The organism is Leptospira interrogans (genome assembly GCF_900156205.1).
Lineage (GTDB): Bacteria > Spirochaetota > Leptospiria > Leptospirales > Leptospiraceae > Leptospira > Leptospira interrogans.
This window is the reverse complement of the sequence record NZ_FTNA01000002.1, coordinates 1-25763: the sequence shown is the minus strand read 5'-3', so window position 1 is coordinate 25763 and position 25763 is coordinate 1. Positions and strand designations below refer to the sequence as shown.

The window sequence follows — 25763 nt, the reverse complement described above, 5'->3', positions numbered from 1 at the left end:
TTTAATCTGTGAAAACGAATACACTTTATTATATGTTTGAAAGCCGGTTTCTTTTGAAGTTTTAACGACAAAATTTTTTTAGAAAAAAGGTTATCACCAAATTTTATGAATGAAACTGGATCTATCGGAATCATTGAAACGAAATACGCAGAATTCAAAGAACTCATTTTGAACAACGGATCTGTTTTATCTCCGGTTGTAATTGCCTACGAAACTTATGGTACCCTTTCTTCTTCTAAAAATAACGCTATCTTAATCTGTCACGCTTTGTCTGGAGACGCTCACGCGGCAGGTTATCACTCTGGGTCAGATAAAAAACCGGGTTGGTGGGACGATTATATCGGACCCGGAAAATCCTTTGATACCAATCAATATTTTATTATCTGCTCCAATGTAATCGGAGGTTGTAAAGGTTCTTCTGGTCCCCTTTCGATTCATCCAGAAACCTCTACTCCCTATGGTTCTCGTTTTCCTTTTGTTTCCATTCAAGACATGGTGAAAGCACAAAAACTTTTAGTTGAATCTTTAGGAATTGAAAAACTTTTCTGTGTCGCTGGCGGTTCTATGGGCGGAATGCAAGCCTTAGAATGGAGTATTGCTTATCCCAATTCACTTTCCAATTGTATCGTAATGGCTTCTACTGCAGAACATTCTGCAATGCAGATAGCTTTTAACGAAGTAGGAAGACAAGCAATCTTATCTGATCCAAATTGGAAAAATGGTCTCTATGATGAAAATTCACCTCGTAAAGGTTTGGCACTTGCCAGAATGGTAGGACATATCACTTATCTTTCGGACGATAAGATGCGGGAAAAATTCGGCAGAAACCCTCCTAGAGGAAACATACTTTCCACCGATTTTGCTGTTGGAAGTTATCTAATCTATCAAGGAGAAAGTTTTGTGGATCGTTTCGACGCAAACTCTTATATCTACGTTACAAAAGCCTTGGATCATTACAGCCTTGGAAAAGGGAAAGAATTGACCGCTGCTCTTTCTAATGCAACTTGTAGATTTTTAGTAGTATCTTATAGTTCCGATTGGTTATACCCTCCTGCTCAGTCCAGAGAAATTGTAAAGTCTTTAGAAGCCGCCGACAAACGAGTGTTCTACGTAGAACTTCAGTCCGGTGAAGGTCACGATTCTTTTCTTTTAAAAAATCCAAAACAAATTGAAATTCTAAAAGGATTTTTAGAAAACCCAAATTAATTCATGACTCCTCTTGAAAAAAAAACATCCATCGATTTGGCTTTGAAAGAAAGACCGGACTTCGCCTACATTCTCAACTTGATTCCTTCTGGTTCGAGAGTTTTAGATTTAGGATGCGGAAACGGAACATTACTCTATCTTTTAAAAGAAAAAGGAATCCGAGGACAGGGAATCGAAAAAGATGAAGATTGTATCGTAGAATGTATCCAACGAGGAGTTTATGTTCATCACGGAGATATCGACGAAGGTTTGGAACATCATCAAGACAAACGTTTTGATTACGTAATTCTCAACCAAACGATTCAAGAAACTAGAAATCCAGGAGAAATTTTAAAAGAATCGTTGCGGATCGGTAAAAAAGTAATCGTAGCATTTCCAAACTTCGGACACTGGAACGTTCGTTGGAAAATTTTGACCACGGGTAAAACACCTGTAACAGATTTGCTTCCCTATCGCTGGTTCAATACTCCTAACCTTCATTTTCTTTCGGTTTTGGATTTTATAGAATTTTGCGAAATCCAAAAATTTAAGATCGAAGACAGGGCTTACTTCAGAGATTTATCCCAGGTTCGCTTTCGCCCCAACTTCTTTTCTAAGCTTGCGCTTTTCGTAATATCCTAATTTTCTAATAAAGAGAACGTTTTAGTCCTATTTCTATTAGATCGGAAAAAACTTCTTCCATAGAAATTCCAGCCGCTTTGGCTTGTTGAGGAATTAGACTCGTTTCCGTCATTCCAGGCAACGTGTTAGTCTCTAAAATATGAGGTTCTCCGTTTACGATAATAAAATCGGTTCTAGAATATCCGCTACATCCTAAAGATCTATGTGCAGCTATAGCAAGTTCTTGAACACGTTTCATTTCTTGTTCCGAAATTCTAGCAGGTGTGATTTCATGAGAACCTCCTTGTTTGTATTTAGATTCGAAGTCAAAAAATTCTCCCCCAGGAACGATTTCAGTTGCGGGTAACGCAATCTTTTTGAATTTTCCGTCTCTGTATCTTTCTAAAACCCCACAAGAAACCTCAATGCCAGTCAAAAAAGACTGACTCATCACTTTAGAATCGGATTCAAAAATTAAAGCAAGTTTTTCTTTCAGCTGTTCCCTATTTGTTATTTTATAAACAGAGACGCTCGAACCACCTTCCACTGGTTTTAAAAATTGTGGAAAACCTAGGGTTTCTAATTTTGTAATCACTGCATCGGTAGAATTTAGATATTCTAATTTATCAATTTCGAAAAAAGGTGCAACCTTCTGACCGGATTGTAAAAATATCTGATTGGCTCTGGTTTTATCCATTGCAATCGCAGAAGCAAGAACTCCAGAACCAGTATAAGGAATTCCTAAAATTTCTAAAAACCCTTGGATCGTTCCGTCTTCTCCCTGGCCTCCGTGAAGACCTAAAAAAGCGATATCCGCATCCAAAGAAAAAATTTGATTCGTTCTGGACACTCCGTATCTTTTTTGAAATTCTTCCTGAAATAAATCTGGAGAATTAGACACTTCAAACGGAATCGACATCCGATATTCAGAAGGGACGACCCAACCCCCATCCTTGGTTAAAAGAATGGGTTTGACCGAATGTCCCATTGTATGCAATGTCTTACAAATAAAACATCCGGTTAGAATCGAAATACTGTGTTCCGTAGAACTACCACCAAAAAAGACTGCAATCTTTGCCAAAAAAAATTCTCCGATTTCTATAGAATCTTTTGCATCGTAATTATACTTTTCTACTCTGAAAACATATTTTCAGAATATCCTTCTAAACCTGTGGGAGAATTCAAATCGGAGTATGATCAATTCTGGTTTTTGTATCAAAAAGAAATCAGAGCCGGAGAATCAGAATTGATCTTTCGTCCGTTTTACTCCAGTTATAGAGAAGAAAAGTCTGCATATCGGTTTCAAACGGTTCTTTATCCGATCTATTATAGTGAAGAAACAAAATACTGGAAGGTTTGGACTTTCCTGTTTTTTTTTACTGGAACTTCCGCGTTACACGAAGACGTAGGAGAAGATTCAGACGTTTTAACCCCTCTTTTATTTTGGGGTTGGGGAGATACGGCTAGAGAAAAATACTTCGGCTTTTTTCCTTTAGCTGGAAAATTAAGAAACAAAATCGGTTATTCAGAACTGAGCTTTTTTCTTTTTCCTATTTATACAAATTGGAAATACAAAGACTACGAAGCTACCTCGATTCTTTGGCCCTTCTTTTTATATGCTTCTTCCGAAACCAGAGAAGAATTTAGAATTTTCCCTTTGTATTCTAAAAAAGTTCATCGAGGTAAGTATGAACGTTATTCTATCTTGTGGCCCTTTTTTCAATGGGGAAGTACATTTCAGGATAAAAAAGAGCCGGTTCATTATAAACTTTTTTTTCCATTTTTTGGATTCAAAGATTCAGAAACCGGAAATATGAAGTCCAGAGGATTTTTAATCCTTCCACTTTTAGGTTCTCTATTCGGTTACGGATATGATAAACGAACAGGAGAACAAGACTATAATGCATTATTTTTCTTGTTTCAATACGGAACCAATCAGGACGAAGACTATCATAAATTTATATTATTTCCTTTTTTTGGACATTATAGATTTGCATCTAAACAAACTACATTTATCACCCCTTTTTACTTTCACTTACAGACGGACACGTATCATATCCAATCAGATGATACATTTCTAATTCCATTTTATTTTTATTCTAAAAGAAAATACGTTCAATGGGAACGGGACGAAAGTTATTTGAAACTCTGGCCGATTTTTAAATATCAAAAAGACAGAGAAGGAAATTTAGTTTGGAATGTATTATCCTTATTCCCGGTTAAATCGGAGGTAATAGATAGAATCTGGGACCCTCTTTGGTCCCTAGTGGAATATCAAAAACTTTCCAACGGAGAAAAAAGATTTTCAGTTTTGATGAGGGCTTATTCTCAAAGATGGACTGAAACGGAGTTTCATGCAAGTATTCCTTTTGTTCTAGAACTTTCGATTACTCCCGAAAAAACTTCCTGGAAATTCCTTTACGGTCTTATCGGCTATGAAAGAATCGAAACCAACCGGAATCTTCAAATACTCTGGTTTATCAAGATATGACAGGACCTATCAAAGAAAAACTTACCGAATTTTTCTACGCTAGTGGTTTTACAATTCTTTTAGTATATGAGAGTATTCTAAACCTTCCTTATAGTTTTTTCAAAAGAAAGGAAATTTTAGATCAGATGTATATTACAGGAGTCGGAAGTATCTCTGTGGTTTCGATAGTCGCCGTTTTTACTGGAATGATCATGTCGCTTAACACCGGACTGGGACTCAAAGACTTCGGCGCAGAAGGTCAAATCGGTCTTTTGATGACAATTACTTTGACCAGAGAAATGTCTCCTTTTATGACCGCGTTGATTCTTGCTGCTTCGATCGGTTCCGCCATGGCCGCGGAAATTGGAACGATGAAAGTTTCCGAAGAAGTGGACGCACTCGAAGTGATGTCCATCGATCCGGTGCGTTATTTGATCTTTCCTAGGATTTTAGGATTTTCGGTCATGGTACCTGTGTTATGCGTTTATTCTACTGCTCTTGGAATTTTAGGAGGAGCGATCGTAGGTTATTTTCAACTTGGAATCGACTATTTTACTTATTTTAGAGACGTGTTTGATAGAATCGCTTCGATTCCGGGCTTAAAAGATTTATATGTAGGAATTCTAAAAGGTTTTATATTTGGAATCATCGTATCTGCGATTTCTTGTTCGCACGGACTTAGAACATCCGGAGGAGCAATTGGAGTCGGTCGAGCCACAAGAGAATCTGTAGTTGCTTCATTTTTGATGGTGATCTTTACAGGTTATATGATTACTGCATTATTCTATAGAGATTAAACCATGGAACCGTTTGCAATCGAACTTAAAAACGTACATAAAACTTTCGGCAAAAGAAAGATTTTAGCGGGAATGGATCTTCATGTAAAAAAAGGAGAAACCTTAGTAATTTTAGGTCCATCCGGAACTGGAAAATCGGTCACTCTCAAACATATTACCGGGCTTTTAGAACCGGACGCAGGAGATTGTTTTATATTTGGAGAAAGTATTTCCAGAGTAGACTCTAAAGTAAAAAAGAAACTACGTGCAAGAATGGGAGTTTTATTTCAGTCGGGAGCTCTGATCAACTGGCTGACAGTCTTTGATAACGTAGCACTTCCTTTAAGAGAACATAAATTGGCTTCGGAAGAAAAAATCCAAAAGATCGTAATGGAAAAACTAAAATTAGTAGATATGGTGATCGCAAAAGATAATTTTCCGAACGATATATCCGGTGGTATGAAAAAAAGAGCAGGAATCGCAAGAGCAATTACTACCAATCCGGAAATCATACTTTATGATGAACCTACTTCCGGTTTGGACCCTGTGATGTCTAACGTGATTAATGAACTTGTATTAAAAATTCAAAAAGAAACCGGGGCCGCACAAGTTGTAGTTACACACGATATGTCTAGCGCTTACATGATCGCAGATCGAATCAGCTTTGTTTACAAAGGGCAAATTGTATTTACTGGAACCCCTGAAGAAATTCAAAATTCAAACAATGAATTGATCCAACAATTTATTCACGGAAAAACTACAGGACCTATGATCCTCGAAACCAAATCGTAAAACTGCTTAATATATAAGGAGAATTGAATATGAATTCGTTACGTTATTTACTTGTAGGTATCATTTTTACAGCTGCGATTACCGTAGTAGGTTATTTTACAATTATTACGGAAGGCGGACCCATCAAAAAAAAGGGAGAATTTATGAAGGTCACCTTTAGAAACGCGGAAGGAATCAAAGTAGGAAATAAGGTAACCGTTCAAGGGGTGCCTTTTGGTTACGTTTCTGCAATCAGACTAATTCAAATCGATGAGAATGGAACCGAGGTTCAGTCTGGAGAAATGGGAATTGGAACCAGAGTAGAAATTACGATGTTACTAAGAGAAAAAATCAGTCTCTATGACAACTACGATATTATCATTAAAAATGAAAGTCTTTTGACCGGACGTGTAATCGCAATCGATCCAGGCACTGCAGATCTGGAACCCAAACAGCTCAAAACGAGAACAACTCCAATTACTATGATAGACTATAAAACAACTGGTTCTCTGAAAGGTCGTGTATTACAAGATCCTTTGGTAAGTTTATCGGAACTGATTTCAGAAAACAGAGGGGATATTCGAAAAACATTCTCTAATATCGCAGATATTACCACTAAAATCAATACCGGAGACGGAAGTTTAGGAAGATTGATTAACAACGACGATGTTCATAAAAATGTAAACACAGTTTTGACAGACGCTCAAATTGTACTAAGAGAGCTTAGAGAAGGATTAGAAGATACAAGAGAACAAACTCCTGTGACAAGCTTTATACGGGCTGCCTTAAGTGCTTTTTAATATTATAAGATCTGTACCAAGACTGGGATAAATCTTACAGCTTAATTTTTCTGACAAATTTAATTAAAACTTTAAATACACCATAAATTATTTTAATGTTATATTATGATTAATAAATATACTATATCCATCATAGGCACCGGAATTATGGGTCGTGGAATGGCGGTAAATCTTGCAAAAGCCGGACATAGTCTCAGACTCTACACAAGAAACCTTTCTAAAATCCAAGATTTAAAAAAAGATAACGTGCAAATTTTTGATTCTCCCGTAGAAGCCGCTAAAAATTCTGATTTAGTAGTTCTTTGTCTGACCGAAGATCAAATCGTAGAAAAGGAAACGATTTCTTCAGGACTTTTAGATACAAAACCTCCCATCTTAATCGATTGTGGAACAACTTCTCTTTCTTTGACACTAAAACTTTCAAAGTTATGCTCGGAGAAAAAAATTCGTTTTTATGATTCTCCTATGACCGGTTCTAAAAACGCCGCAAGAGACGGACAGATTCTTTTTATGATAGGCGCCAAACAAGTAGATATAAAAGACATTCAATTCTTCTTTGAAGTTTGTGGTAAAAACGCAGTCTATTGTGGTTCCATTGGAGGAGGTCAAAAGGCAAAACTTGCACTTAACATGATCCAGGCGGGAATTTTTCAAGTTTATATGGAAGGTTTTGAACTTGCAAAAAATTCCGAGTTAGATCCTTCAATACTAAAAGAAATTCTTCTTCAATCCGCTGCTAAATCGGGAATTGCAGAATTCAAATTTCCTTATGTATTTTCAGGAGACTACGAAACTCATTTTTCTCTCAAAAACATGAGAAAGGACGTTTATCACGCAATAGAACTTGCCAAAGAAAACAAAACAAACCTTTCCCTTTGTAAAAATCTTCCGGAAATCTACGACTTAGGAATGAACGCTGGTTATGCGGAAAATGACTTTTGTAGTTTAAACGAAGTCACAGCGAAGATCCGTCCTCCCAAATCAGAGAATCTGTAATCGCTTTTCCTTTTGAGTCTACTTTTAAACGAATGTGTACTTTCTCTTTTCTAAGTCTCTTTTCATATTCCAGAGCCTTTGCCTCGTTCACATAAAAACGTTCGTTTGCAATCTCAAAACGTCCGTATTTGCAGGTTCCACGTAAATATACTTTACAAAGACTCTTATCCTTTAAAGTTCCCTCGTCACAATCTTCTACAAAAAGTCCTTCGTTTTCATAAATCATACCCAAATGAGGATAACAAATACAACTCTTTCCATCTGAATTAGATTGATTCAATATTTCATTTTTTTGTCTTTTACAAACAGCGTCACCTTCGCTAGTTTTAAACCCAATATTATATTGAAGATAGTGTCCCGAAAGTAAATCTCTTGGATCATAACCTTTGATTGGTAGAATCAATTCCTTTCCTCTAGTTTTAGTAAATTCTAAAGTTATAATCTCCGAAACGAAAAACAAGATCGGAAACACCAAAGCAATAGGAAGAATTAGTTTGAAAATTTTCATTCTCCTCCTCCTAATAAAACTCTTACCTTAGATCTATATTTTAAATATCCGATCGTAAGTACTATAATAAATAATCCAGAAATGATAAGCCCAAATCCAGTATAGGTAAGACTTCCAAATAGATCAAAATAAAAATATAAGAACCGAATTCCTATGATTGCTAAAGAAAGGTCGAAAATCCTTTTATGGTTTCGAAACGCGGATGCAATTGCCAACCAAAATAAAATGAATAAAAATGAAGGTAACAACTGGATAGAATAATTCCAAATATGTGCTCCTATCGTTTCTGCTGAATGAATATAACGAAATGGATGTGGAAAACACAGTAAGAAAAATAAAACCAAACCGATTCCTAAAGATTTTTTTTGATTAGAATCAATTTCAGAATTAGTAATTAGAAGATAGAAAATCGGAGTTAGAATCAACAATCTACAAATCATAATCACCCACGGAAATGAAAACAGATGATTAATCCCATTTTCTGTACCCGAACTACCATAAAAATTGGAAAGATTTGGAAAAAACCCCATTGACCAAGTTCCAATAACCCAAAAAATTACGGCCCAAAGAAATAGAGTATTTTTTCTAGATTCCAAAACAAATTTTTCAGAAGCTAACCAAAATCCAGTAAAACCAATTAGAGAATAATAAAGATATTGAGTCCAGTAACTCTGATTTTGTTCAAGATGTTCCGGATCATCCCAAGTGTGTTGCTGTATCCATCCAATCATAAAAATTTGAAACCCTAAAATCCAAAGATGTAAAAAGGTTTTAGAATCAGTCGTAATTAAGAACAAACAACTGAGTATACACCAAAGCATCGCTGCTTGATAATACTCTCCTTCTAAATTGTAAACCTGAGAAATCAATCCAATCATTCCTAAAATCAAAATTGAATATAGAACTATAAAAACTGTAAATAGATTCGGATTTTCCCGTTTCCAAAAACTTAGTCCTGCGACAAAAGTAAGAACGATAAAACTAAATCCCAATTTTACAAGATCATCAAGCTCTTCCCAGTTAGCCGCAATAATCGCAAGGACGCCAATACCGATGATTACTACTCCTAAAATGAGGAACGAATAGTATAAATATGAAGATTTTCGGTTTTCTTCGAAATTTAAAATCGCCTCTGATTGTTCGGAAGCGATCAATCCCGCACTTACCCATCTTTTTAGTTTTTGTTCTAATCGCATAGATGGGAAACGTTAAGGAGAATCAAATTAAATACAAGAAGTTTTTTTAAACGGAAGAATCTGAACTCGTATTTTAAATCAGTAACTTTTTAAATACAATTTAATTTTTTAAAAAAGCTAAACCCCAGTCTCTTACGTTACCCGCTCCTAGGGTGACTAACTTATCTCCAGGTTTTAAAAAACTTTTCAATGTGAAAATTCCTTCTGAAATTTCCTTAGGAAGAATTTTTGCGGGGAACTTCATAAAATCTGAAATGAGTTCCGCTTTCACTCCGTAGATAGGATCTTCTCCCGCAGAATAAATCGGTAAAAGAAATACGATCTCACCCGAATCTAAACTTTCTGCAAACTCTTTATAAAGATTTTGTGTCCTAGTATATCTATGTGGTTGAAATAATATGACCGCCCTTCCTTCTTTTTTCAACTCTTCCATAGACTGTATCACTGCTTTGATTTCAGTGGGATGGTGACCGTAATCGTCATAAACTTCAATCCCATTCTTACTTCCTAAATATTCAAGCCTTCTGTTTACTCCGGAATACTCTGAAATTTTAGAAACCAAGTCAGAAAGAGGAATTCCGGTTTCAAAACAGGCCAAGATCGCCGCCAAAGCATTTTTTAAGTAGTGTTCCCCTGGATATTTTAGAGAAAAAGAATATTCTTTTTTTTGAAAATAAAAATACAGAATTCCGGATTGTATTGTGTAATACACAATTTTATCTGGATCGATGCCGTACAAAACCTTAGAAGTTTTTTCAGCCCCAGCAATATCCGAATTTTTTAAGTCATCCTTTGATTTTTCTGAATTTCGAGACAAACCACTCGTAAATTCGTCTGGATTTTTATATTTAGAAAATCCTAATATTTTAGAATGATCGTGTATAAGTTTAATGGAATCCCTAATTCCTATATCGTCTAAATTTAAAATCAATCTTCTGGATGCGCCTTCCATATAACGTACGAACGCATTCAACAAATTTTCTCGAGTTTGATAATAATCTAGATGATCCTCATCTACGTTGGTAAGAATTCTCATTTCCGCATAATGATTGTTAAATGTCCCATCCGATTCGTCCGATTCAAATACTCCCCATTCTCCCTTTCCCCATACACCACCTTTACCACCTAAAAACGCTACTTCTCCCCCTACCATTACGGACGGTGACATTCCACACTTTTCCAATAAAAACGCCGTCATCGCAGTTGTAGTCGTTTTTCCATGCGAACCTGCAATCGAAATTTGTTTTTTCTCCGACATGATTTTATGAAGTAGTTCCGATCGATGGATCAAAGGAATTCCTTTTTCTTTGAACTTTTTCACCAAAGGATGGTTATCCAATCGGATCGCAGAAGAATACACAGCTATACTGTAATTTTCCACTTCTAAAATATCAGATTTATGGAATACGTTTGCTCCATTTAAAATCAATTTTTCTACAATTCCGGAATTTTTACCGTCATATCCGCTTACCTCAAAGCCCTTGCTCAAAAGTAAAAACGCAAGAGAAGACATTCCAGAACCGCCGATTCCCAAAAAGAACGGTTTTTGAAAGGATTTTGAATCCATCTTCAATCGAGAGAGAAAAAGTATTTAGCCGTGTCCTTAGAAGCGTCCACGTGAGAACATTCAAGAGAACTAATCGACATGTCGTTTAACAAATTTACGTCATTTGCCATTTGGTCTAAAACACGAAAAAGATGAGACTCATCCTCGTCTTTTTGATCGACCACGATGGCCGCTCCGTTAAGTTCAAAATATTTTGCGTTTGCCATTTGGTGATCGTCTTTTGCATAAGGATAAGGTATTAAAATCATAGGCAATGCAAATGCGGCGCACTCAGAAAGAACCCCCGAGCCAGAACGAGCAATAACAAAGTTTGCCCATTCATAGTGCTCCTTCATATTGTCAGAATAAGAGATAAGCTCTGCGTCCTTTTTGGATTTTTTAGAAACCTCTTCGTAAAGAGCCGAACCAGTTAGCACTCTAAATCGGAACTGCTTGTTGATTTCCTCGTGACTCATCAAAGCGATTACAATATTATTGATCTGTCTCGCACCTTGACTTCCTCCCATCACAAGCACATTAAATTGTTTCTTTTTTTTAGTGTCGTATTTTTCAAAAAACTTAAGAGACATTTTAGGGATCGTTTTTTTTCGAAGAGGATTTCCTAATACTTGATAATCGCATGGAATTTTAGAATTTTTAGGCGGTAAACTAAACGCCACTTTGCTCGCAAACCGGAAGAACAATCGATTTACATTTCCTGGAATTGTATTTTGTTCACACAGATAGATTTTTTTTCTAAAAAATATTCCATAAAGAATAGAAGACACCGTGGAGTATCCCCCCATTCCTATGACTACATCTATATTTAATTTTTTGAATATAAAAAAAGTCTTTATAATTTGGATAGTATATCGAATAGGAAACAGAAAAAAATTACTGGAAAGAGGTGGAAGATTATGCCATAAAACCGGACAAGGAGCTTGTTCTAAATCTGGATTATTTTTATTACGAACCAAAGAATATAAATACAAATTTTCGTATCCGATTTTTTCTTTCAATTCAGTCAATACTTCCGCAAGTGCAACTCCCGGTGAAATATGTCCTCCGGTCCCGCCGGCCACGATTACAATCGATTTCATAATCCCAGATTTTCCTTTCGAGTAATATTGACAAGAATTCCGAGAGAAATTAATACGATCAGAATTGAAGATCCTCCGTAACTCACAAACGGCAAACTGATTCCAGTAATCGGAAAAATTCCAGTTACCACAAACATATTGATGATAAACTGAGTTCCTAAAACGATCAAAATTCCCGCCCCTAAGTAAAATCCAAATGGATCTTGAACTTTTTGGATCAGATAAAAACTTCGGAACAATAAAAGTAGAACCAGAAAAATAAATGTCATAAATCCAATAAAACCAAAATCTTCGACAAACGTAGCTAGTACAAAGTCGGTATGACTGTAAGTTAAATACCTGTGCGCATAACCAGACGCCAATTTATTTCCAAACCATCCACCATCTAAAAATGCTCGAAACGAAGTCACAAGCTGATGACCTTCGTCAAAACGATACCGATACGGATCGAGCCAAACCTCCACCCTTTTCTTTCGATAACCAACACGATCGATTAAAATGTAAATTAAAGGAAGCGAAACAATTCCTGCAATGAGCAGGTTTCGAAATGGAAATCCGAATAAAAAAATAAAACCTAAAATGACAAATAGAATTTCGAGTGTGGTTCCAAATGCGGGCTCTACAAGAATCAACACGATCACTGTCAAAAGAAGTAAAATGGGTATTAAAAGTTTTTTATAGTCCAGAGTAATTTCTAATTTCAATTTTTGAAAGAGAGAGGCTAGATAAACAAGTACCGCCACCTTAGCCACTTCGGAAGGTTGTAGTTGATACGGCCCTATAGCAATCCATCTATGAAAGTTTCTTCCGTAATACGTAGAAACAGATTTTCCAATTCCAGGAATAAAAACCAGAATCAAAAGACCAATCGCCAAAACAATTCCGATTAACGCTAGTTTTTCGAGTTTTTGATAAGGAAATAAGGAAAAGAAAAAAAAGAAAACTAATCCCACACAGATCCAAATCGTTTGTTTTTTTAAAAAATATTCGGAATCTTTAAACTCTCTCCAAGCGGTAATACTGGAAGAAGAATACATAACACATAGCCCGGTAAATAAGAGAATAAAAATCGTCACGATCAAAAGAACGTCTAAGGAATTTTTTCCGGGAAGCCAAAACTCTCTCCACTTTCTTATGATAAAATTGATCATTGAATTTTCAAAGTCGAGAGAGATATAATCGCCAAAATGACTGCAATGATCCAAAAACGAATCACTATCTTAGTTTCCTTCAATCCACCTAACTCAAAATGATGATGAAGCGGAGCCATCTTAAAGATTCTTTTTCCGGTCAGTTTAAACGAACCTACTTGAAGTATCACCGAAAGAGCCTCACTCACGAAAATCGCTCCCAAGATTAAAAGTAAAATTTCCTTCTTCAAAAGAATCACTATCATCCCGAGTGTTGCTCCTAAAAACAAAGAACCGGTATCACCCATAAACACTTGAGCGGGGTGTGCATTGAACCATAAAAAACCAAAAAGTGCACCTGTGAGTGCGGAAAGAAACACTGAATATTCGTGTGCCCCCGGAAGATAAGGAATGTTCAAGTAATTCGCTACAATAGGAGTTCCGGAAAAATAAGCAATAACTCCTAAAGTCATCACTGAAATCAAAACGGTTCCCGTTGCAAGACCATCAAGTCCGTCCGTCAAATTCACAGCGTGAGAAGAACCAATAATGACAAGAATTGAAAAAGGAATAGCAATTATGCCTAACGCAATTACGGGTCCTTTGATAAAAGGAAAAAATAAATCAGTAAGTTGAAAAGAGATCTTACCAGTTTGACCAGTCGTTCCTGTATAATAAAAAAATAATATACAAAAAATAAAAGAGATCAAAATTGAAAGTATAAACTTAGTTCTTGCCCTCATTCCACCTTTGATTTTTTTTACTGACTTCATATAATCGTCCGCAAAACCCAACACAGAAAAAGAAAGGGAGAATACGGAAAGTAAAATCACATTCGGATTTTTTAAATTTCCCCAGAGTAAAACTGAAATCAAAAGAGAACCTATGATCAAAAGTCCTCCCATCGTAGGTGTTCCTTTTTTAATTTCGTGAGACTTGGGACCGTCATCTCGAACGGATTCTCTAAATTTTAATCCGTATAAAAAGTCGATGATCTTATGTCCGAACCAAAACGTGACTAACATAGAAGTCAAACCGGCCATCAGAGCTCTAAAGGTAACATAACTGAAAATTCGAAGCGAGTCTAGATGATTGAAATAAAGATCATAAAGATAATAAAACATTTTTCCTGCCCTGTTTTCAAAAAAACGGAGTATTCTTTTTTTGTATCGGAAAATTTCTAAAAAAGCCCGAACGCTTTTTGAACTTCTTCCACGTCACTGAAATGACGTTTTTCCTTTCCAATGATTTGGTATTCTTCGTGTCCTTTACCAGCCACAAGTAAACACCCTCCTTCGGGTAAACAAGAAATACCTTCTACAATTGCTTTCGCACGGTCTACTTCCCGTAAAAGTGGAATAAAACCGGAGGAAAACCCGGTTTGAATTTCATCTAAAATCGTTTCTGGTTTTTCCGTTCTAGGATTATCGGAGGTCAAGATCACCTGATCGGAAAGTTCTTCGGCGATTCGAGCCATTTTAGGACGTTTGGTTCGGTCCCGATCTCCTCCACATCCGAACAAAGTAATCAAACATTTAGGTTGAGAATCTCTTACACTTCGAATTATATTTTCGAGAGCATCCGGAGTGTGTGCGTAATCCACGACCGCCATCCTGGAACGATCTTTGCTGTAGATGATCTGAAATCTTCCAGGAATCTGAGGAATTTTTTCCAGAGAGTTAGACATCTTTTCCAGATCTAAACCTATACCAATTCCGGTCAAAAACGCAAGAGCCGTATTTCGAACGTTAAATGAACCGAGCAGATTGGTTGAAATCTTTCGTTCCTGGTTTCCAGGTAAGCCTAAAACGTAGGAAGTACCTTGTAAGTTTAAAGAAATGTCACTTATCTTCCATTTTCTATATATATCGTCTAACGCATATATTAAAAGATCAGGAAATCGATTTAGAATTTTATGATAGAGTTTGCTGCCATTTGGCGCAGAATAGTCTAAAACCGCAAAAGTAGATTTAGAAAAATCTAAAATTTCAAAAAGACGAAATTTACTTTCAAAATAATCCTCCATATCGGAATGAAAATCTAGGTGATCTTGAGTAAGATTTGTAAATACTCCTGCCCTTACAGAAATCCCGTTCATTCTACCTAATTTGAGACCGTGAGAACTTGCCTCCATAAAAACGGTAGTGATTCCTTCTTCTTTCATTTCTTTGAGTATTAAGTTGAGAGAAGAAGCATCCGGTGTAGTATAACCTGTGTCTATCACTCTATCTCCAAACTTAACTCCAATTGTTCCGATCAATCCACAATTGATTCCTTGGTCTTTTGCTAATGAGAATAGAATATTCGTCAAAGAAGTTTTACCGTTTGTCCCGGTTACGGCTACAATATCCAAATCTTTAGAAGGATGTCCTAAAAGAAAAGATGCGATTCTACCTTGTAGCTGCTCCGGATCTATTTCACATTCCAAAAAAATTTTGGAAGAATTCATAACTTCTAAAAGATCATTCAAAACATTTGAATCGGTTCGTAGTAAAATTAGGGAAGCTTTTGCGTTGGAAATAAATTCTTTCTTTTTGGAACCAATAGAATCGGCTACACAGAATATATCGTTTTTGTTTGTTTTTCTAGAATCCGATTGAATATATTCGATTTCGATTGAATCCGGATTTTTTCCGGAAGGAAAAGACTTTAGTTTGATTTCTGGAAATTTAAGGAGAAGACTGGTTAACTTCATTTTCATCTTCGTTTTTTTCAGGAGGTAAATTCAAAGTGACGATTCTATCCCCCACTGTGATAGGAAGATAGTTGTATGTTTTTCTGTAAAGAGTTTCGATTCTTCTCGCGGAAGTATAAGTGGCGACTCCAATTTTTAAATCGTCGTTCTTTTTAATCTGTTTGATTTTTTCATTCGTAGCAATTCCTATTTCTCTGTTGAGCCTGGCGACTTGAACGTTCTGCCAAACATAAAGAAAGAATAAACTTAAAAAAAGAATCACTTTTCCTAGGTTCAAAAATAAAGTCCAGAGATCTCTCCAAACGGAATGTTTTAGTAACGCAGAAAACGACGACATCTATTTTTATTCTTCCTCTTCTTCGAAATTTTTATTTCTATATTTTTTATCGACCGATTTTGTTTTTCTAAGTATTCTCAATTTTGCTGAACGAGAAGCGGGATTCTCGTCAATTTCCTCTTGGGAAGGAAGAATCGGCTTTTTAGTAAGAAGCTCAAATCCGTTTTGTTTCGCATAATCTCTAAAAGAATTTTTAACGATTCTATCTTCTAGAGAATGAAACGAGATCACTTGTATCACTCCTCCCAAACGCAAAAGATCCAAAAGGAGTTTGAGTCCATTTTCGATATGAGCCAACTCCTGATTGACTTCAATCCGAAGCGCTTGAAAGATTCGAGTTGCTGGATGTCTTCCCGGCGGCCAAAACTTTCGGGGAATTATTTTAGAAACCAAATTCGCAAGTTCAAAAGTAGTTGAAATTGAATTTTGTTTTCTAGTTTCTACAATCACTTCTGCGATTTTTTTGGACCATCTCTCTTCTCCATACGTATAAAATATATTCATCAATCTATCTTTAGGATATATATTCAGAATTTCTTCTGCACTCTGTCCACTATTTGGGTTGAGTCTCATATCCAAAGGTTCTGATTCTCGAAAACTAAAACCCCTCCCTGAATGAAAAAGATGAAATGTGGAAATTCCAAGATCCAGTAAAATTCCCTGTGGAGTTTGATCAATTCCATAAGAAGTTAGAAGCTTTTGATTGATCTCGGAAAAGTTTGTTTGGATCGAAACGACCCTTTCTGAAAAATCGGAAAGCCTTGTGAGCGCCCTTGAAAGCATAATTGGATCTCTGTCACAAAGTATAATTCTGGAATTGGGAAATTCTTTTAAAAATAAAAAGCTATGCCCTCCTTCTCCAGCAGTTCCATCTAAAAATAATACCGGATCTTCTTTTTGAAAATTCTCCTTAAAAATTTGAAGAATCTCTTTTCCTTGAACTGAATAATGAACTGGTTCCAAACTAGTTCCATTCTTTTCTAAAGTGATGGTCCTGCAAGGAGATTCCATTATAACTCTAAATCATGAAAATTCTTGACGGCCCATCTGTAGAAATTCTCAAAAATTGAATCGAATCGGTTATTTTGTGTGGGTTCCCACATTTTCAGGGTTCTACTCAATTTCTCGTTTTTGAAAATTTAAAAGTGGGAGTTCCCACATTTTATCTTTTTCCGGAAGGATGAACTTATACCTCAAATTTACTATAAAAACACATGAATAGATTTTAAAAATCTATTCATGTTTTACAAACGTACGCTAATTTTTTGACACAAAAGAAGATTCAAATAATTTGTGTGTAATGGAAGATTCAAATTCTACACAATGGGACGAACCTAGGAAAAATCTTTTTTCTATTCACAAACTGGATTATGCGAGAGGGAAAAGACCCGATGTAGATTGTATTCTTTGCGGAATTTGTAGAAAGGATCCGGAAGTTCCTAATCTTACCGTTGCAGAAACTAATTTTACTATTGTTTCGGTAAATCTTTACCCTTATAATCCTGGACATCTAATCGTTTTTCCAAAACGCCATATACTTTCCTACGAAGAATTAACCAAAGAAGAAGCAATGGAAATTCATGAAGGAACTGTAAAAGCAATTTCTATTTTAAAAAAACTTTGGAACGTTCAGGGTTTCAACTTAGGTTATAATCTAGGTAAAAATTCGGGAGGTTCAATTCCTCATATTCACGAACACATCGTTCCTAGATTCCCAAACGAAGCCGGATTTTTAGACGTATTAGCAAATTCAAGAATTGTAATTTACGAACCTTATGAAATGCAAAAGGAATGGATTCGAATCTGGAAAGAATTTTCATAGAAATTTTTTGAAAACGTTTCAATCATCAATAAGCTGAATTGTATCAAAAGAAATAAAAACGGAATCTGAATTGTTTTCTCTTTATTCAAGAGCTATATAATAAAAACCAATTTGTACCGCGAAACAGTGTTTTATGATAAAAATTTACGTTACTTTTATAGAGATTAGTAGTTGATCATTCTTTAAAATTAAACACTAGGTTTTTAAAACGATTTTGAAGAACTAATTTAGTTTGATTAGTGATTTTTTTAAATTACTTAGAATTACTCTTTTAGTATTTTTATTCAGAAAAGAATATATTTCTGTGAGAACTACTGATCCTATAAAATTAAGTTCCGTAAATTTTAATTACAAAGTACTGTTTCAAAACAAAATATTGAGTATCGTGTTATAGCTCTGAATAACACAAATCTAATTTTATAAAAAAACTTTCAAAAGATTAGATATTTCCGAGCGAAAGGTCAAAACTCTTCATTTTAAAATTAGACCACAGGTTTTTTTTGATATACCGTATGTCCTAAAAATTTATAGCTCTCCGAAATTCCGAATAAAGTTTCCGAATGCCCGATGATAAGCAATCCTCGATCCTTTAAAACGGCTTCAAAATTTTCGAATATTTTTTTTTGAGTCGGTTTATCAAAATAAATGATCACGTTTCTACAAAACACACAGTCCATCTTTTCAGGAATTGGATAAGGAGTTTCCAGAAGATTCGCCTTTCTAAAATCGATTAGATTTTTAAGTTGTGGTTTTGCGTGATATGTCAATTCCCCTCTTTCGGGATCTTTATGTTTGACAAAGTATTTATTTTTAAGTTTATCGTCCACAGGCTGAAGACGATCCTCTTTATAAATTCCTTCCTTGGCGGTATTGATTACATTTGTATCTATATCAGATGCATAAATTTTAATGTCCCATCCCGGTTTGAATGCAAAGTATTCTAAACATGTAATTGCAATCGTATAGGGTTCTTCTCCCGTTGAACACGCGCTAGACCAAATTCTGAGAATTTTTTTTCCATTTTTTGCTGCCTTCTCTTCTATTGAAGGAAAGAAGGTATCTCTTAAAAACTCAAAATGATGATTCTCTCGAAAAAAATCCGTTTTGTTAGTAGTAATTCGATTGATGAGCTCGGTAAGTTCGCTATTAAAAAATCCATGATCGGCCCTAAGTTTTCCTATATATTCAGAAACGTTTTTTAAACCGAAATGTTTTGCTCTTCCGTTGAGTCTGGATTGAACCATGATCTTTTTATGATCTGCGAGAAAGATTCCGGTTTCCTTGTACATGAGGGATTTGACGAATTGAAATTCCTCGTCCGAAATCGTAGTTATTCCGAATTGGCTTTCTGTCATATTTTGAAATGGTTTATAAAAAACCGAATCCTCTGTCAAGAGTTACAAATTTAGGTTTTCAAGATATGAATTAAAAAATCGTTTTGTAATTTTTCTCAATTTTAATTCTTATCGTTTCGAATCGATAAAAACTTTCTGGTTGAAAACCGTTGATAAAATGAGACGGTATAAAAAATGGAATTCAAACGTTGCGTTTTTTGAAACTTTTTATGGAACCTTTTGAAAGAAACGAACAAGAAAATGAAGACGATTTTTCGGCTCGCTGGGAAACGACAGACCCAATGTTGCTTTCCATCGTAAAATCGTTTTTAGATTCTAGAGAAATTCATTATTTTGTAGTCGGAGAAGAATTGTTTTTTTTAGAAGGAGCCGCCGTTCCAGCGGCCAATCACTGTGCAATTCTATATTTAGCAAACTCAGATTATCCGATTTTATTGGAGTTTTTAGAAAGAGAAAATCGTTGAAAATTGGAATTGTTAAACATTTAAACGCCAGACCATTGACTTGGGGATTCGAAAAAAATAAGAAACACGAGATTGTTCCGGAAAATCCCGCCATTTTAAAAGATTATCTATTAAACGGAACCATCGATTTAGGATTGATTTCTTCGATCGAATGTATTCGAAACGATCATGTCTTAAACACTTATTACGGTACCGGAGTCTGCGCTCGGGAAAAGGTAAGGTCCATTCTCTTTTTTAAAAATAAAAGAGAAAATTTTCCTCCCAAACAAATCTTAACGGACAATGGATCTAAAACGAGTGTGGCCCTAGTTCGAGTTTTAATTTATGAAGAAAGCGGTTTGATTCCCTATGTAGAACCTACCGATTCAAAATTGATTCAGGAAAAAATTTCAAATGGAATCGGTTCACACATGTTATTTGGAGACAACGCTCTTTTGGCAAAATGGAATCCAGAGTTTTACGAGGTCAAGGATTTAGCTCAGTGGTGGAACGAACTTACAGGACTCGGTTTTATATTTGCCCTTTGGGCGAGTAAAAAATCCTTAAAATTAGACGATCTTATCTTCATTCAATCTTTAGAATATGGAGTTTCTCACATAGAAGAAATTATCTCTCATGAATCCAGACTTTCTTCCACCCTAGTCCGAGAATATCTTACAAAAGAACTTCATTATAAAATTACGGAAGAAGATCAAAAAGGATTTTTACTTTTTAGAGAGAAATGCAGCCAGTTGAATCTTTTATAAAAACTTGATCTAGTATTTTTGAAGAGTTAATTTTGAGCCTCAGAACGAATCGATTTTGCAGAAACTTATTCTATTTAACGTGAGTTAGATGTAAGAAAATCTAGATGAATAAAAACTCAATATTGTTTTCTGAACTCAAGTAACATCTATCCAGGCTCTGTCTATAACAGAAAAGCGATGAATTAATTTCAATGGTCGCTCTTACTCAGTAAAACGTGAATTCGATAGAATCAATACAAAAGTAATTATTATATTGAGTTACTCAAACGGCCTAAAACGCGATTCATAAAGAGCGTTTTGCTGAGTTTGAACACGATCTATAGAAAAACTTATATTTAAGTTTTATCCCAAAACTTGAAAAAAATCGTACTGAACCTTTTCATAAATTGCAGTAATTCCCACAAATTGTGTAATTTTAGCGAGTTTTGGTTTATAAGCCTGCTTTTGTTTACGTATAAGTTCCCACACTTTCAAAATTCATCTGTAAAATCGTGATTTGTGGGAGTTCCCACATTTTAAGTTTCTCGGAACAATTTATAAACTTTTGAACAATATTAAAAATTGTATGATTTCCCATATTTTTGTGAAACTACGATCCCATTCATGAATTTTTAGATAAATTCCGTTCAGAAGCAGGATTTTGAGTATTCTATAACGTGAATTCGATGCAAGAAGATGAATTTTCTAAAAGTATGAGTTTCTACAATTTTAGAATTGATTTGTAAAAATTGCGATTTGTGGGAACTACTGCATCATTATATAGACAATCTTAAGTTTTGTGGGAGTTCCCACATTTTAAGAATCGATCTACAAAGTCCAGATTCTAATTTTTTCAGAAAAATGAACACGGATTTCTTACACCAAACTCGCGTTAAATAAATATATTATAAAAAAATAATATAAAAATATATTCAATTATATGATTTTACAAAATAATCAATAAATTACAGTGATCCTATAATCCCAAGAATTATTTCCCGTCCTCTCAATCGTTTCCGCAAGAGGTAAACGATAACTGAGTTTTCCCAAATTTACGTCTCCTCGATTAGATCTACAAATAGAAGCGATCGGAAAATTTACCTTAAATAAAATAGAACTTGTACGTAATAAACGAAGAGTTTCCGAATAAATCTTTTTTTCCCCATCTTTCTTGAGGGTTTCAGGTGAACGACTAATCATAGGAATTTCTCTTTTAACATAAAGAGTATTTCCTTTTTTACGAACCTGAACCTTTCCAAGCATCGCATCTTCAATTTGGGAAAGATCTTGAAATTCCACCTTATAATAGACCTTCGCTTTTTCGCGAAATAAACTCGGGTCCGTTTCTGGAATTACGATTTTTTGATATGTATAGTCTTTTAACGAAATATTTCTAGAGAAAAAACCCTTATTCAATCTTCCTAAAATTTCATCTTTTTGAGTGGGAAGGAATTTGATGAGAGATTCATCTGAATTTCTACGAGTAGGAACCACATAAGCAATTTCTAATGTCCCAGAAAAATCATGATTGATTGTAAGTGTTTCCTCATAGTCGAAACAATTGGAAAGTAATAAAATTAGGACAAAAACGAAAAACTTAAAAATTTGGCCTGAAAAATGGCTCATACATCTAATCTGTGACCGAAAAGGAATCCGTCAACGTAAATCCCGAAATAGAATTTACTTATCGACGCCTTCGCCAACGCTTCCAAAATCGATATGATCGAATTTATGTAATATCAATATCATAATCTTTCGAACATCACTCTCACTGAGCGAAATTTGCGAACAGACCAGCAATTGGAATCTTATCTCGAGTAATCCGAAAATTTTCGTAAATACCCATTTTTAGAACAGTCAAAAATCATATTAAAGATATAAGCAGCTCTTAGGCAAAGATCTAACCGCGAAACCTAAATAAAGCGGAAAGAATTCCCTCCTTGATCTTGGTTCCGATTCCTGGTTGGTCTCTGAGTCCGTGTTTCTTCAAAAAAGATTCCACATGTTGAAATACGTCGTCTTCCGCACGATCACCCATTACAAGACAGGCGTGACCGTAATCATCGGAAGCTCCGTTCGCTTTAGAAATCACTCTAAATTCTTTTTTTCTAGAACTTGCCTTTTCATACACGGAACGAACAGATTCCGGAGTTGCAATCACATCTTTTTCTCCAGCAATAAACAAAGAAGGTACAGAAATTTTTTTCTGAAGTTGAACATAATCATAAAACCCATTGAGAGAATGCATCCGTTTCGTTTCTATCCAATGCATAAACTGTTCCGTAACTCCATCCGAAACATTCTCAATTGCGTTTTTCATAATTTTCTTAACTGTTCTGGAGGAAGTTGTATTAGGGTTATATAAAACTTCGTCAATCGGAGTATAAAGTTCCCCAGCCAACGGTGCGAGAATAGAAGCCCCAAATTTAAGATCCAACATCTTTCTCGCACGTGGAAACCTAGAAAGCATTCCGATTAGAGTAATTCCGATATGGTTTAGGTTTCCTGGTCCACCTAACGATACAAAAGCGGCAATGTCTTCTACATCTTTTTTATGTTCAGATATACAAAAATGCGAATATAAAATCATCGCCCCCATAGAATGGCCTACATACGAAATCCTATCGGAACCGGTGATTTTTTTCACCTTTTCAATCATAGCTGGAACATCATATTTTACGATGTCATCGAAAGTAAAATCCTCGTAACGTGTAGGACTCTCATGATAAGATCTTCCACAACCTCTAAGTGAAACCGCAAACACGTCATATCCTCTAAGTTTCAAATAATAAGGTAAAGAATGTCTTCGATCCAGATCCATCACAAACTTATTGGTAGCAATTCCATGAACCACCAACACAGGTGCTAATTGAGGATTTGGTTGAATAGGAACATGTCTGTGAAGAGCCAGATTCCATCCGTCTTTGGTTTTAGCAAAATGAACTTCATCGGCGATGTCTTCTTGTCCGTATAATTTTCCGATCCAATTTAAAAGAAGAGGATGGATCAAAAGTATTAAGATCAAAACGCCTGTAAAAATAAAAGCGAGCGTAGAAGCAAATAATGCAAATAATAATAGAATTAAGAACGTAGTCGCCAAGTAGAACGGACTTCTACGATTCTTGAGAATTGCGATCACAGAATTAAAAATATTGGAAATTCTGAAATGTCAAGAAATAGAAGCTGCTTGCCCGAAAAATCCTGGAAAAGATTCTGGTAAAGGATTCTTCATGTCTAAAACACCAGAATACAAACTCTATAAATCACCTAATGGATGGTATTCCATGGTAATTCCAGTGCATTGGGTTCATATGGTCATCGAAGGAATTCCAGCATTTTTCGAAGAAAATGGAAGTGGTGCTCTTCAAGTTTACGCATTTGAAAACAAATCGGGAAGTTACAATCTTAGAGAAGAATTAGAAAGATATTTAAAAACTCACGAAATCAATTTTGAAGAAGATAAAATCGCAGTGTTTGATAACGAAGAAGGTAGCAAGATTATGGCATGCGAATTTACAAAAGAAGATCGATTCTGGATGGTATATATGATTGCAAATCGCAAAAGAATGATCCTTCTTACATATAACAGCGATGAGACGCCTCACAATTATTTAGTTAACGAATTAACAACAGTAATCAGTTCTATTCGATTTTTTTAATATTTTTATATATACTTTCACTTGTTGTTAAAGATAGTGATCTGATCTAATTTAGAAATAAAAATATTTAATACTTACATAAATCGCAAAACAAAGCCTATACTTTTTATTATACACGAAAAATTTCTGATACTATTTTTAATCTTTTTTATCTATTTTTATAAAACCGAATATTATGAATTTTCGTTGTAAAACACGCTTCAGTGGGAAACATTAGGAGTTCTTTTATATAGCCCTTAATTTATTTTTCAAATTTAGGGACCAATAAAATGATGAAAATTCTTCTGATGTAAATTGGAAAGGATGGTCTTAAACTTTCTTCGCAAAAAAAGATACAGGGAATTACAAATTTTTATAATTTTTTAGGAATTACTTACTCAGAACTATATAAAAAAGTATTAATATTTTGTGCTGAAACAGTGTCCTAAAATCAAAATTACTACCCGAACGTATAAAAATAATACCTCAAATTAAAGATTGATTTTACAAAGATATGGAATTTTCAAAAAATTACATTTAATCTGAGTTTGTTGGCCTTTTGAAGAAAATCCCGCATTTTAAGTTTTAAAACAAGTTCAGCATAAATATTATTTTTATGCATACGAGTAATCACGGTAATCAATCTTATAGCGTTTGCTACTATGACTATATAATAAAACATTGAATCCAATAGTTTACACATCAATAATAGAGTTTTTGAAAAATGAATTCTCATCCGTTTCTATTTCATGAAAACGGTCGATTGAATCAGTTTTGTTAATCTCCAGTATGGAATTTTTCAACAACTCTAACGCAAATTCAATGTAAAAAAATTTAGGCAAATTCGGCGTTGCCGAACCGTGCGTTCAGCTCCAGTCAATAAATTGCATAAGAGAAACGTTATACGATATTTCGTCTTTAGTTTCAATTTATTATAAAACGCGATCCTTAAAACTCAGAGAATGCGTTTTAAGGATCGGCATTCAGAGAGTGAGACGCTGAGTTACTTCGAGCACCCATGAATTTGAAAGAGCGTTCTGCTGAATTTTCCTACACTTCAATCGTTTTCATATTGGATTCTATCAAATTTATTCGAAATGACACTTTGGGATAAACACTTAGATACTTGATTTAATAGAGATCAGTAGTTTAAAGTTTACGTGAATTCGGTATAAAAAATCCGTTTTATCTTAGGTCAATTTTTTCGTAAAAAATAGATGTGGGAATTCTTACAAATCGTAGATTTATAGTTAAACTTTGAAAATTGTGGGAACTACTATAAAATACAAAAAAATCACCGTCCAATGAATTTTTTACACAAAACCGCTGTTTTGCAACCATCATCAAAATTGAAAACCTATTTTTTTAATGTGAGCTCGGTTGAGAAAGAATTTTTTAAAAGTATGAGTTCCTACAATTTTAGAATTGATTCTTAAGATCGTGATTTGTGAGAGTTCCCACACTTGAATACGACAGATTCAATCGTTATAAACTTCTATTTTATAAATTGTGGTAGCTCCCACATTTAAAGAATCGATCTATAAAGTTCAGATTCCAACTTTTTTCAGAATCATGAATTTCTTACGCCGGAACTCACGTTATTTTAACATAAGTTCAGTGTAACCAAT

At 34.9% G+C, this 25763-nt stretch carries 25 protein-coding genes; 11 read left to right on the top strand and 14 right to left on the bottom strand.

Features of this window, described 5'->3' with window-relative positions; translation table 11 throughout:
* The first annotated feature begins 105 nt into the window (after nucleotides 1–105).
* Nucleotides 106–1206 (top strand): homoserine O-acetyltransferase MetX, encoded by a 1101-nt coding sequence (metX, locus tag BW942_RS01670; protein ID WP_001005981.1) that lies wholly within the window; start codon nucleotides 106–108, stop codon nucleotides 1204–1206.
* A gap of 3 nt (nucleotides 1207–1209) precedes the next feature.
* Nucleotides 1210–1827, top strand: coding sequence for a methionine biosynthesis protein MetW (gene metW, locus BW942_RS01665; RefSeq protein WP_000188047.1), 618 nt, complete (start codon nucleotides 1210–1212; stop codon nucleotides 1825–1827).
* 4 nt (nucleotides 1828–1831) lie between these two features.
* On the opposite strand, the gene BW942_RS01660 is transcribed toward metW, so the two are convergent.
* Complete coding sequence (locus BW942_RS01660) at nucleotides 1832–2887, bottom strand: D-alanine--D-alanine ligase (protein WP_001062346.1); 1056 nt, start codon at nucleotides 2885–2887, stop codon at nucleotides 1832–1834.
* On the opposite strand from BW942_RS01660, the gene BW942_RS01655 reads away from it, so the two are divergent.
* The 5 genes from BW942_RS01655 (at nucleotide 2843) to BW942_RS01635 (ending at nucleotide 7619) form a co-directional block, all read left to right on the top strand.
* Nucleotides 2843–4297 (top strand): hypothetical protein, encoded by a 1455-nt coding sequence (locus BW942_RS01655; protein ID WP_000489983.1) that lies wholly within the window; start codon nucleotides 2843–2845, stop codon nucleotides 4295–4297. The genes BW942_RS01660 and BW942_RS01655 overlap by 45 nt on opposite strands.
* Nucleotides 4294–5073 (top strand): MlaE family ABC transporter permease, encoded by a 780-nt coding sequence (locus BW942_RS01650; protein ID WP_000147518.1) that lies wholly within the window; start codon nucleotides 4294–4296, stop codon nucleotides 5071–5073. The genes BW942_RS01655 and BW942_RS01650 overlap by 4 nt, the downstream gene beginning before the upstream one ends.
* Before the next feature lie 3 nt (nucleotides 5074–5076).
* Nucleotides 5077–5844 carry an ABC transporter ATP-binding protein gene (locus BW942_RS01645; protein ID WP_000433117.1) on the top strand — a complete coding sequence of 256 codons (768 nt, stop codon included), beginning with the start codon at nucleotides 5077–5079 and terminating at the stop codon, nucleotides 5842–5844.
* A 29-nt stretch (nucleotides 5845–5873) separates the two neighbouring features.
* Nucleotides 5874–6623, top strand: a complete 750-nt coding sequence (gene mce, locus BW942_RS01640) for a mammalian cell entry protein Mce (RefSeq protein ID WP_001087254.1) — start codon at nucleotides 5874–5876, stop codon at nucleotides 6621–6623.
* A gap of 105 nt (nucleotides 6624–6728) precedes the next feature.
* On the top strand, nucleotides 6729–7619 hold the full coding sequence (locus tag BW942_RS01635; protein ID WP_011172234.1) for an NAD(P)-dependent oxidoreductase: 891 nt from the start codon (nucleotides 6729–6731) through the stop codon (nucleotides 7617–7619).
* On the opposite strand, the gene BW942_RS01630 is transcribed toward BW942_RS01635, so the two are convergent.
* The 9 genes from BW942_RS01630 to rsmH all read right to left on the bottom strand — a co-directional run bounded on the left by BW942_RS01630 (nucleotide 7579) and on the right by rsmH (nucleotide 17142).
* Nucleotides 7579–8127: a GDYXXLXY domain-containing protein gene (locus tag BW942_RS01630; protein WP_000688790.1), complete on the bottom strand. Its 549-nt coding sequence runs from the start codon at nucleotides 8125–8127 to the stop codon at nucleotides 7579–7581. The two genes, BW942_RS01635 and BW942_RS01630, sit on opposite strands and share 41 nt — an antisense overlap.
* A complete protein-coding gene (locus BW942_RS01625; protein WP_001235370.1) occupies nucleotides 8124–9323 on the bottom strand; it encodes a DUF2157 domain-containing protein in 1200 nt (399 codons plus the stop codon). The genes BW942_RS01630 and BW942_RS01625 overlap by 4 nt, the downstream gene beginning before the upstream one ends.
* A gap of 100 nt (nucleotides 9324–9423) precedes the next feature.
* A complete protein-coding gene (murC, locus tag BW942_RS01620; RefSeq protein ID WP_000377539.1) occupies nucleotides 9424–10890 on the bottom strand; it encodes a UDP-N-acetylmuramate--L-alanine ligase in 1467 nt (488 codons plus the stop codon).
* 2 nt (nucleotides 10891–10892) lie between these two features.
* A complete protein-coding gene (locus tag BW942_RS01615) occupies nucleotides 10893–11969 on the bottom strand; it encodes a UDP-N-acetylglucosamine--N-acetylmuramyl-(pentapeptide) pyrophosphoryl-undecaprenol N-acetylglucosamine transferase (RefSeq protein ID WP_000836517.1) in 1077 nt (358 codons plus the stop codon).
* The gene (locus tag BW942_RS01610) at nucleotides 11966–13120 is read right to left on the bottom strand and encodes an FtsW/RodA/SpoVE family cell cycle protein (protein ID WP_000606798.1); all 1155 of its coding nucleotides are present in this window, start codon (nucleotides 13118–13120) and stop codon (nucleotides 11966–11968) included. Before BW942_RS01610 ends, BW942_RS01615 begins: the two co-directional genes overlap by 4 nt.
* On the bottom strand, nucleotides 13117–14223 hold the full coding sequence (gene mraY, locus BW942_RS01605; RefSeq protein ID WP_000500387.1) for a phospho-N-acetylmuramoyl-pentapeptide-transferase: 1107 nt from the start codon (nucleotides 14221–14223) through the stop codon (nucleotides 13117–13119). The genes BW942_RS01610 and mraY overlap by 4 nt, the downstream gene beginning before the upstream one ends.
* A 56-nt stretch (nucleotides 14224–14279) precedes the next feature.
* Nucleotides 14280–15800 (bottom strand): UDP-N-acetylmuramoyl-L-alanyl-D-glutamate--2,6-diaminopimelate ligase, encoded by a 1521-nt coding sequence (locus BW942_RS01600; protein WP_000782604.1) that lies wholly within the window; start codon nucleotides 15798–15800, stop codon nucleotides 14280–14282.
* Nucleotides 15769–16131, bottom strand: a complete 363-nt coding sequence (locus BW942_RS01595) for a hypothetical protein (protein ID WP_000094079.1) — start codon at nucleotides 16129–16131, stop codon at nucleotides 15769–15771. Before BW942_RS01595 ends, BW942_RS01600 begins: the two co-directional genes overlap by 32 nt.
* A 6-nt stretch (nucleotides 16132–16137) precedes the next feature.
* Nucleotides 16138–17142 carry a 16S rRNA (cytosine(1402)-N(4))-methyltransferase RsmH gene (rsmH, locus tag BW942_RS01590; RefSeq protein ID WP_000445616.1) on the bottom strand — a complete coding sequence of 335 codons (1005 nt, stop codon included), beginning with the start codon at nucleotides 17140–17142 and terminating at the stop codon, nucleotides 16138–16140.
* A 289-nt stretch (nucleotides 17143–17431) separates the two neighbouring features.
* Here rsmH and BW942_RS01585 point away from each other — a divergent pair, with 289 nt between their 5' ends.
* Nucleotides 17432–17953 (top strand): HIT family protein, encoded by a 522-nt coding sequence (locus tag BW942_RS01585; RefSeq protein ID WP_000390240.1) that lies wholly within the window; start codon nucleotides 17432–17434, stop codon nucleotides 17951–17953.
* Between the two features lie 482 nt (nucleotides 17954–18435).
* Here BW942_RS01585 and BW942_RS01580 read toward each other — a convergent pair whose 3' ends face one another.
* Nucleotides 18436–19308: a CheR family methyltransferase gene (locus BW942_RS01580; RefSeq protein ID WP_002145390.1), complete on the bottom strand. Its 873-nt coding sequence runs from the start codon at nucleotides 19306–19308 to the stop codon at nucleotides 18436–18438.
* 209 nt (nucleotides 19309–19517) lie between these two features.
* On the opposite strand from BW942_RS01580, the gene BW942_RS01575 reads away from it, so the two are divergent.
* Together BW942_RS01575 and BW942_RS01570 are read left to right on the top strand one after the other, a co-directional pair.
* Entirely contained in the window at nucleotides 19518–19772 is a 255-nt protein-coding gene (locus BW942_RS01575) for a hypothetical protein (RefSeq protein ID WP_001984210.1), read from the top strand.
* Nucleotides 19769–20518 carry a menaquinone biosynthetic enzyme MqnA/MqnD family protein gene (locus BW942_RS01570; protein ID WP_000690060.1) on the top strand — a complete coding sequence of 250 codons (750 nt, stop codon included), beginning with the start codon at nucleotides 19769–19771 and terminating at the stop codon, nucleotides 20516–20518. The genes BW942_RS01575 and BW942_RS01570 overlap by 4 nt, the downstream gene beginning before the upstream one ends.
* A 342-nt stretch (nucleotides 20519–20860) precedes the next feature.
* Here BW942_RS01570 and BW942_RS21945 read toward each other — a convergent pair whose 3' ends face one another.
* The 3 genes from BW942_RS21945 to BW942_RS01560 all read right to left on the bottom strand — a co-directional run bounded on the left by BW942_RS21945 (nucleotide 20861) and on the right by BW942_RS01560 (nucleotide 23636).
* Nucleotides 20861–20992 carry a hypothetical protein gene (locus BW942_RS21945; RefSeq protein ID WP_000870011.1) on the bottom strand — a complete coding sequence of 44 codons (132 nt, stop codon included), beginning with the start codon at nucleotides 20990–20992 and terminating at the stop codon, nucleotides 20861–20863.
* Nucleotides 20993–21454: 462 nt separating this feature from the next.
* Nucleotides 21455–22123: an LIC11874 family lipoprotein gene (locus BW942_RS01565; protein WP_000017889.1), complete on the bottom strand. Its 669-nt coding sequence runs from the start codon at nucleotides 22121–22123 to the stop codon at nucleotides 21455–21457.
* 274 nt (nucleotides 22124–22397) lie between these two features.
* Nucleotides 22398–23636: an alpha/beta fold hydrolase gene (locus BW942_RS01560; protein WP_000560489.1), complete on the bottom strand. Its 1239-nt coding sequence runs from the start codon at nucleotides 23634–23636 to the stop codon at nucleotides 22398–22400.
* On the opposite strand from BW942_RS01560, the gene BW942_RS01555 reads away from it, so the two are divergent.
* Entirely contained in the window at nucleotides 23620–24156 is a 537-nt protein-coding gene (locus BW942_RS01555; protein WP_001216953.1) for a hypothetical protein, read from the top strand. The genes BW942_RS01560 and BW942_RS01555 overlap by 17 nt on opposite strands.
* Nucleotides 24157–25763 lie beyond the last annotated feature (1607 nt).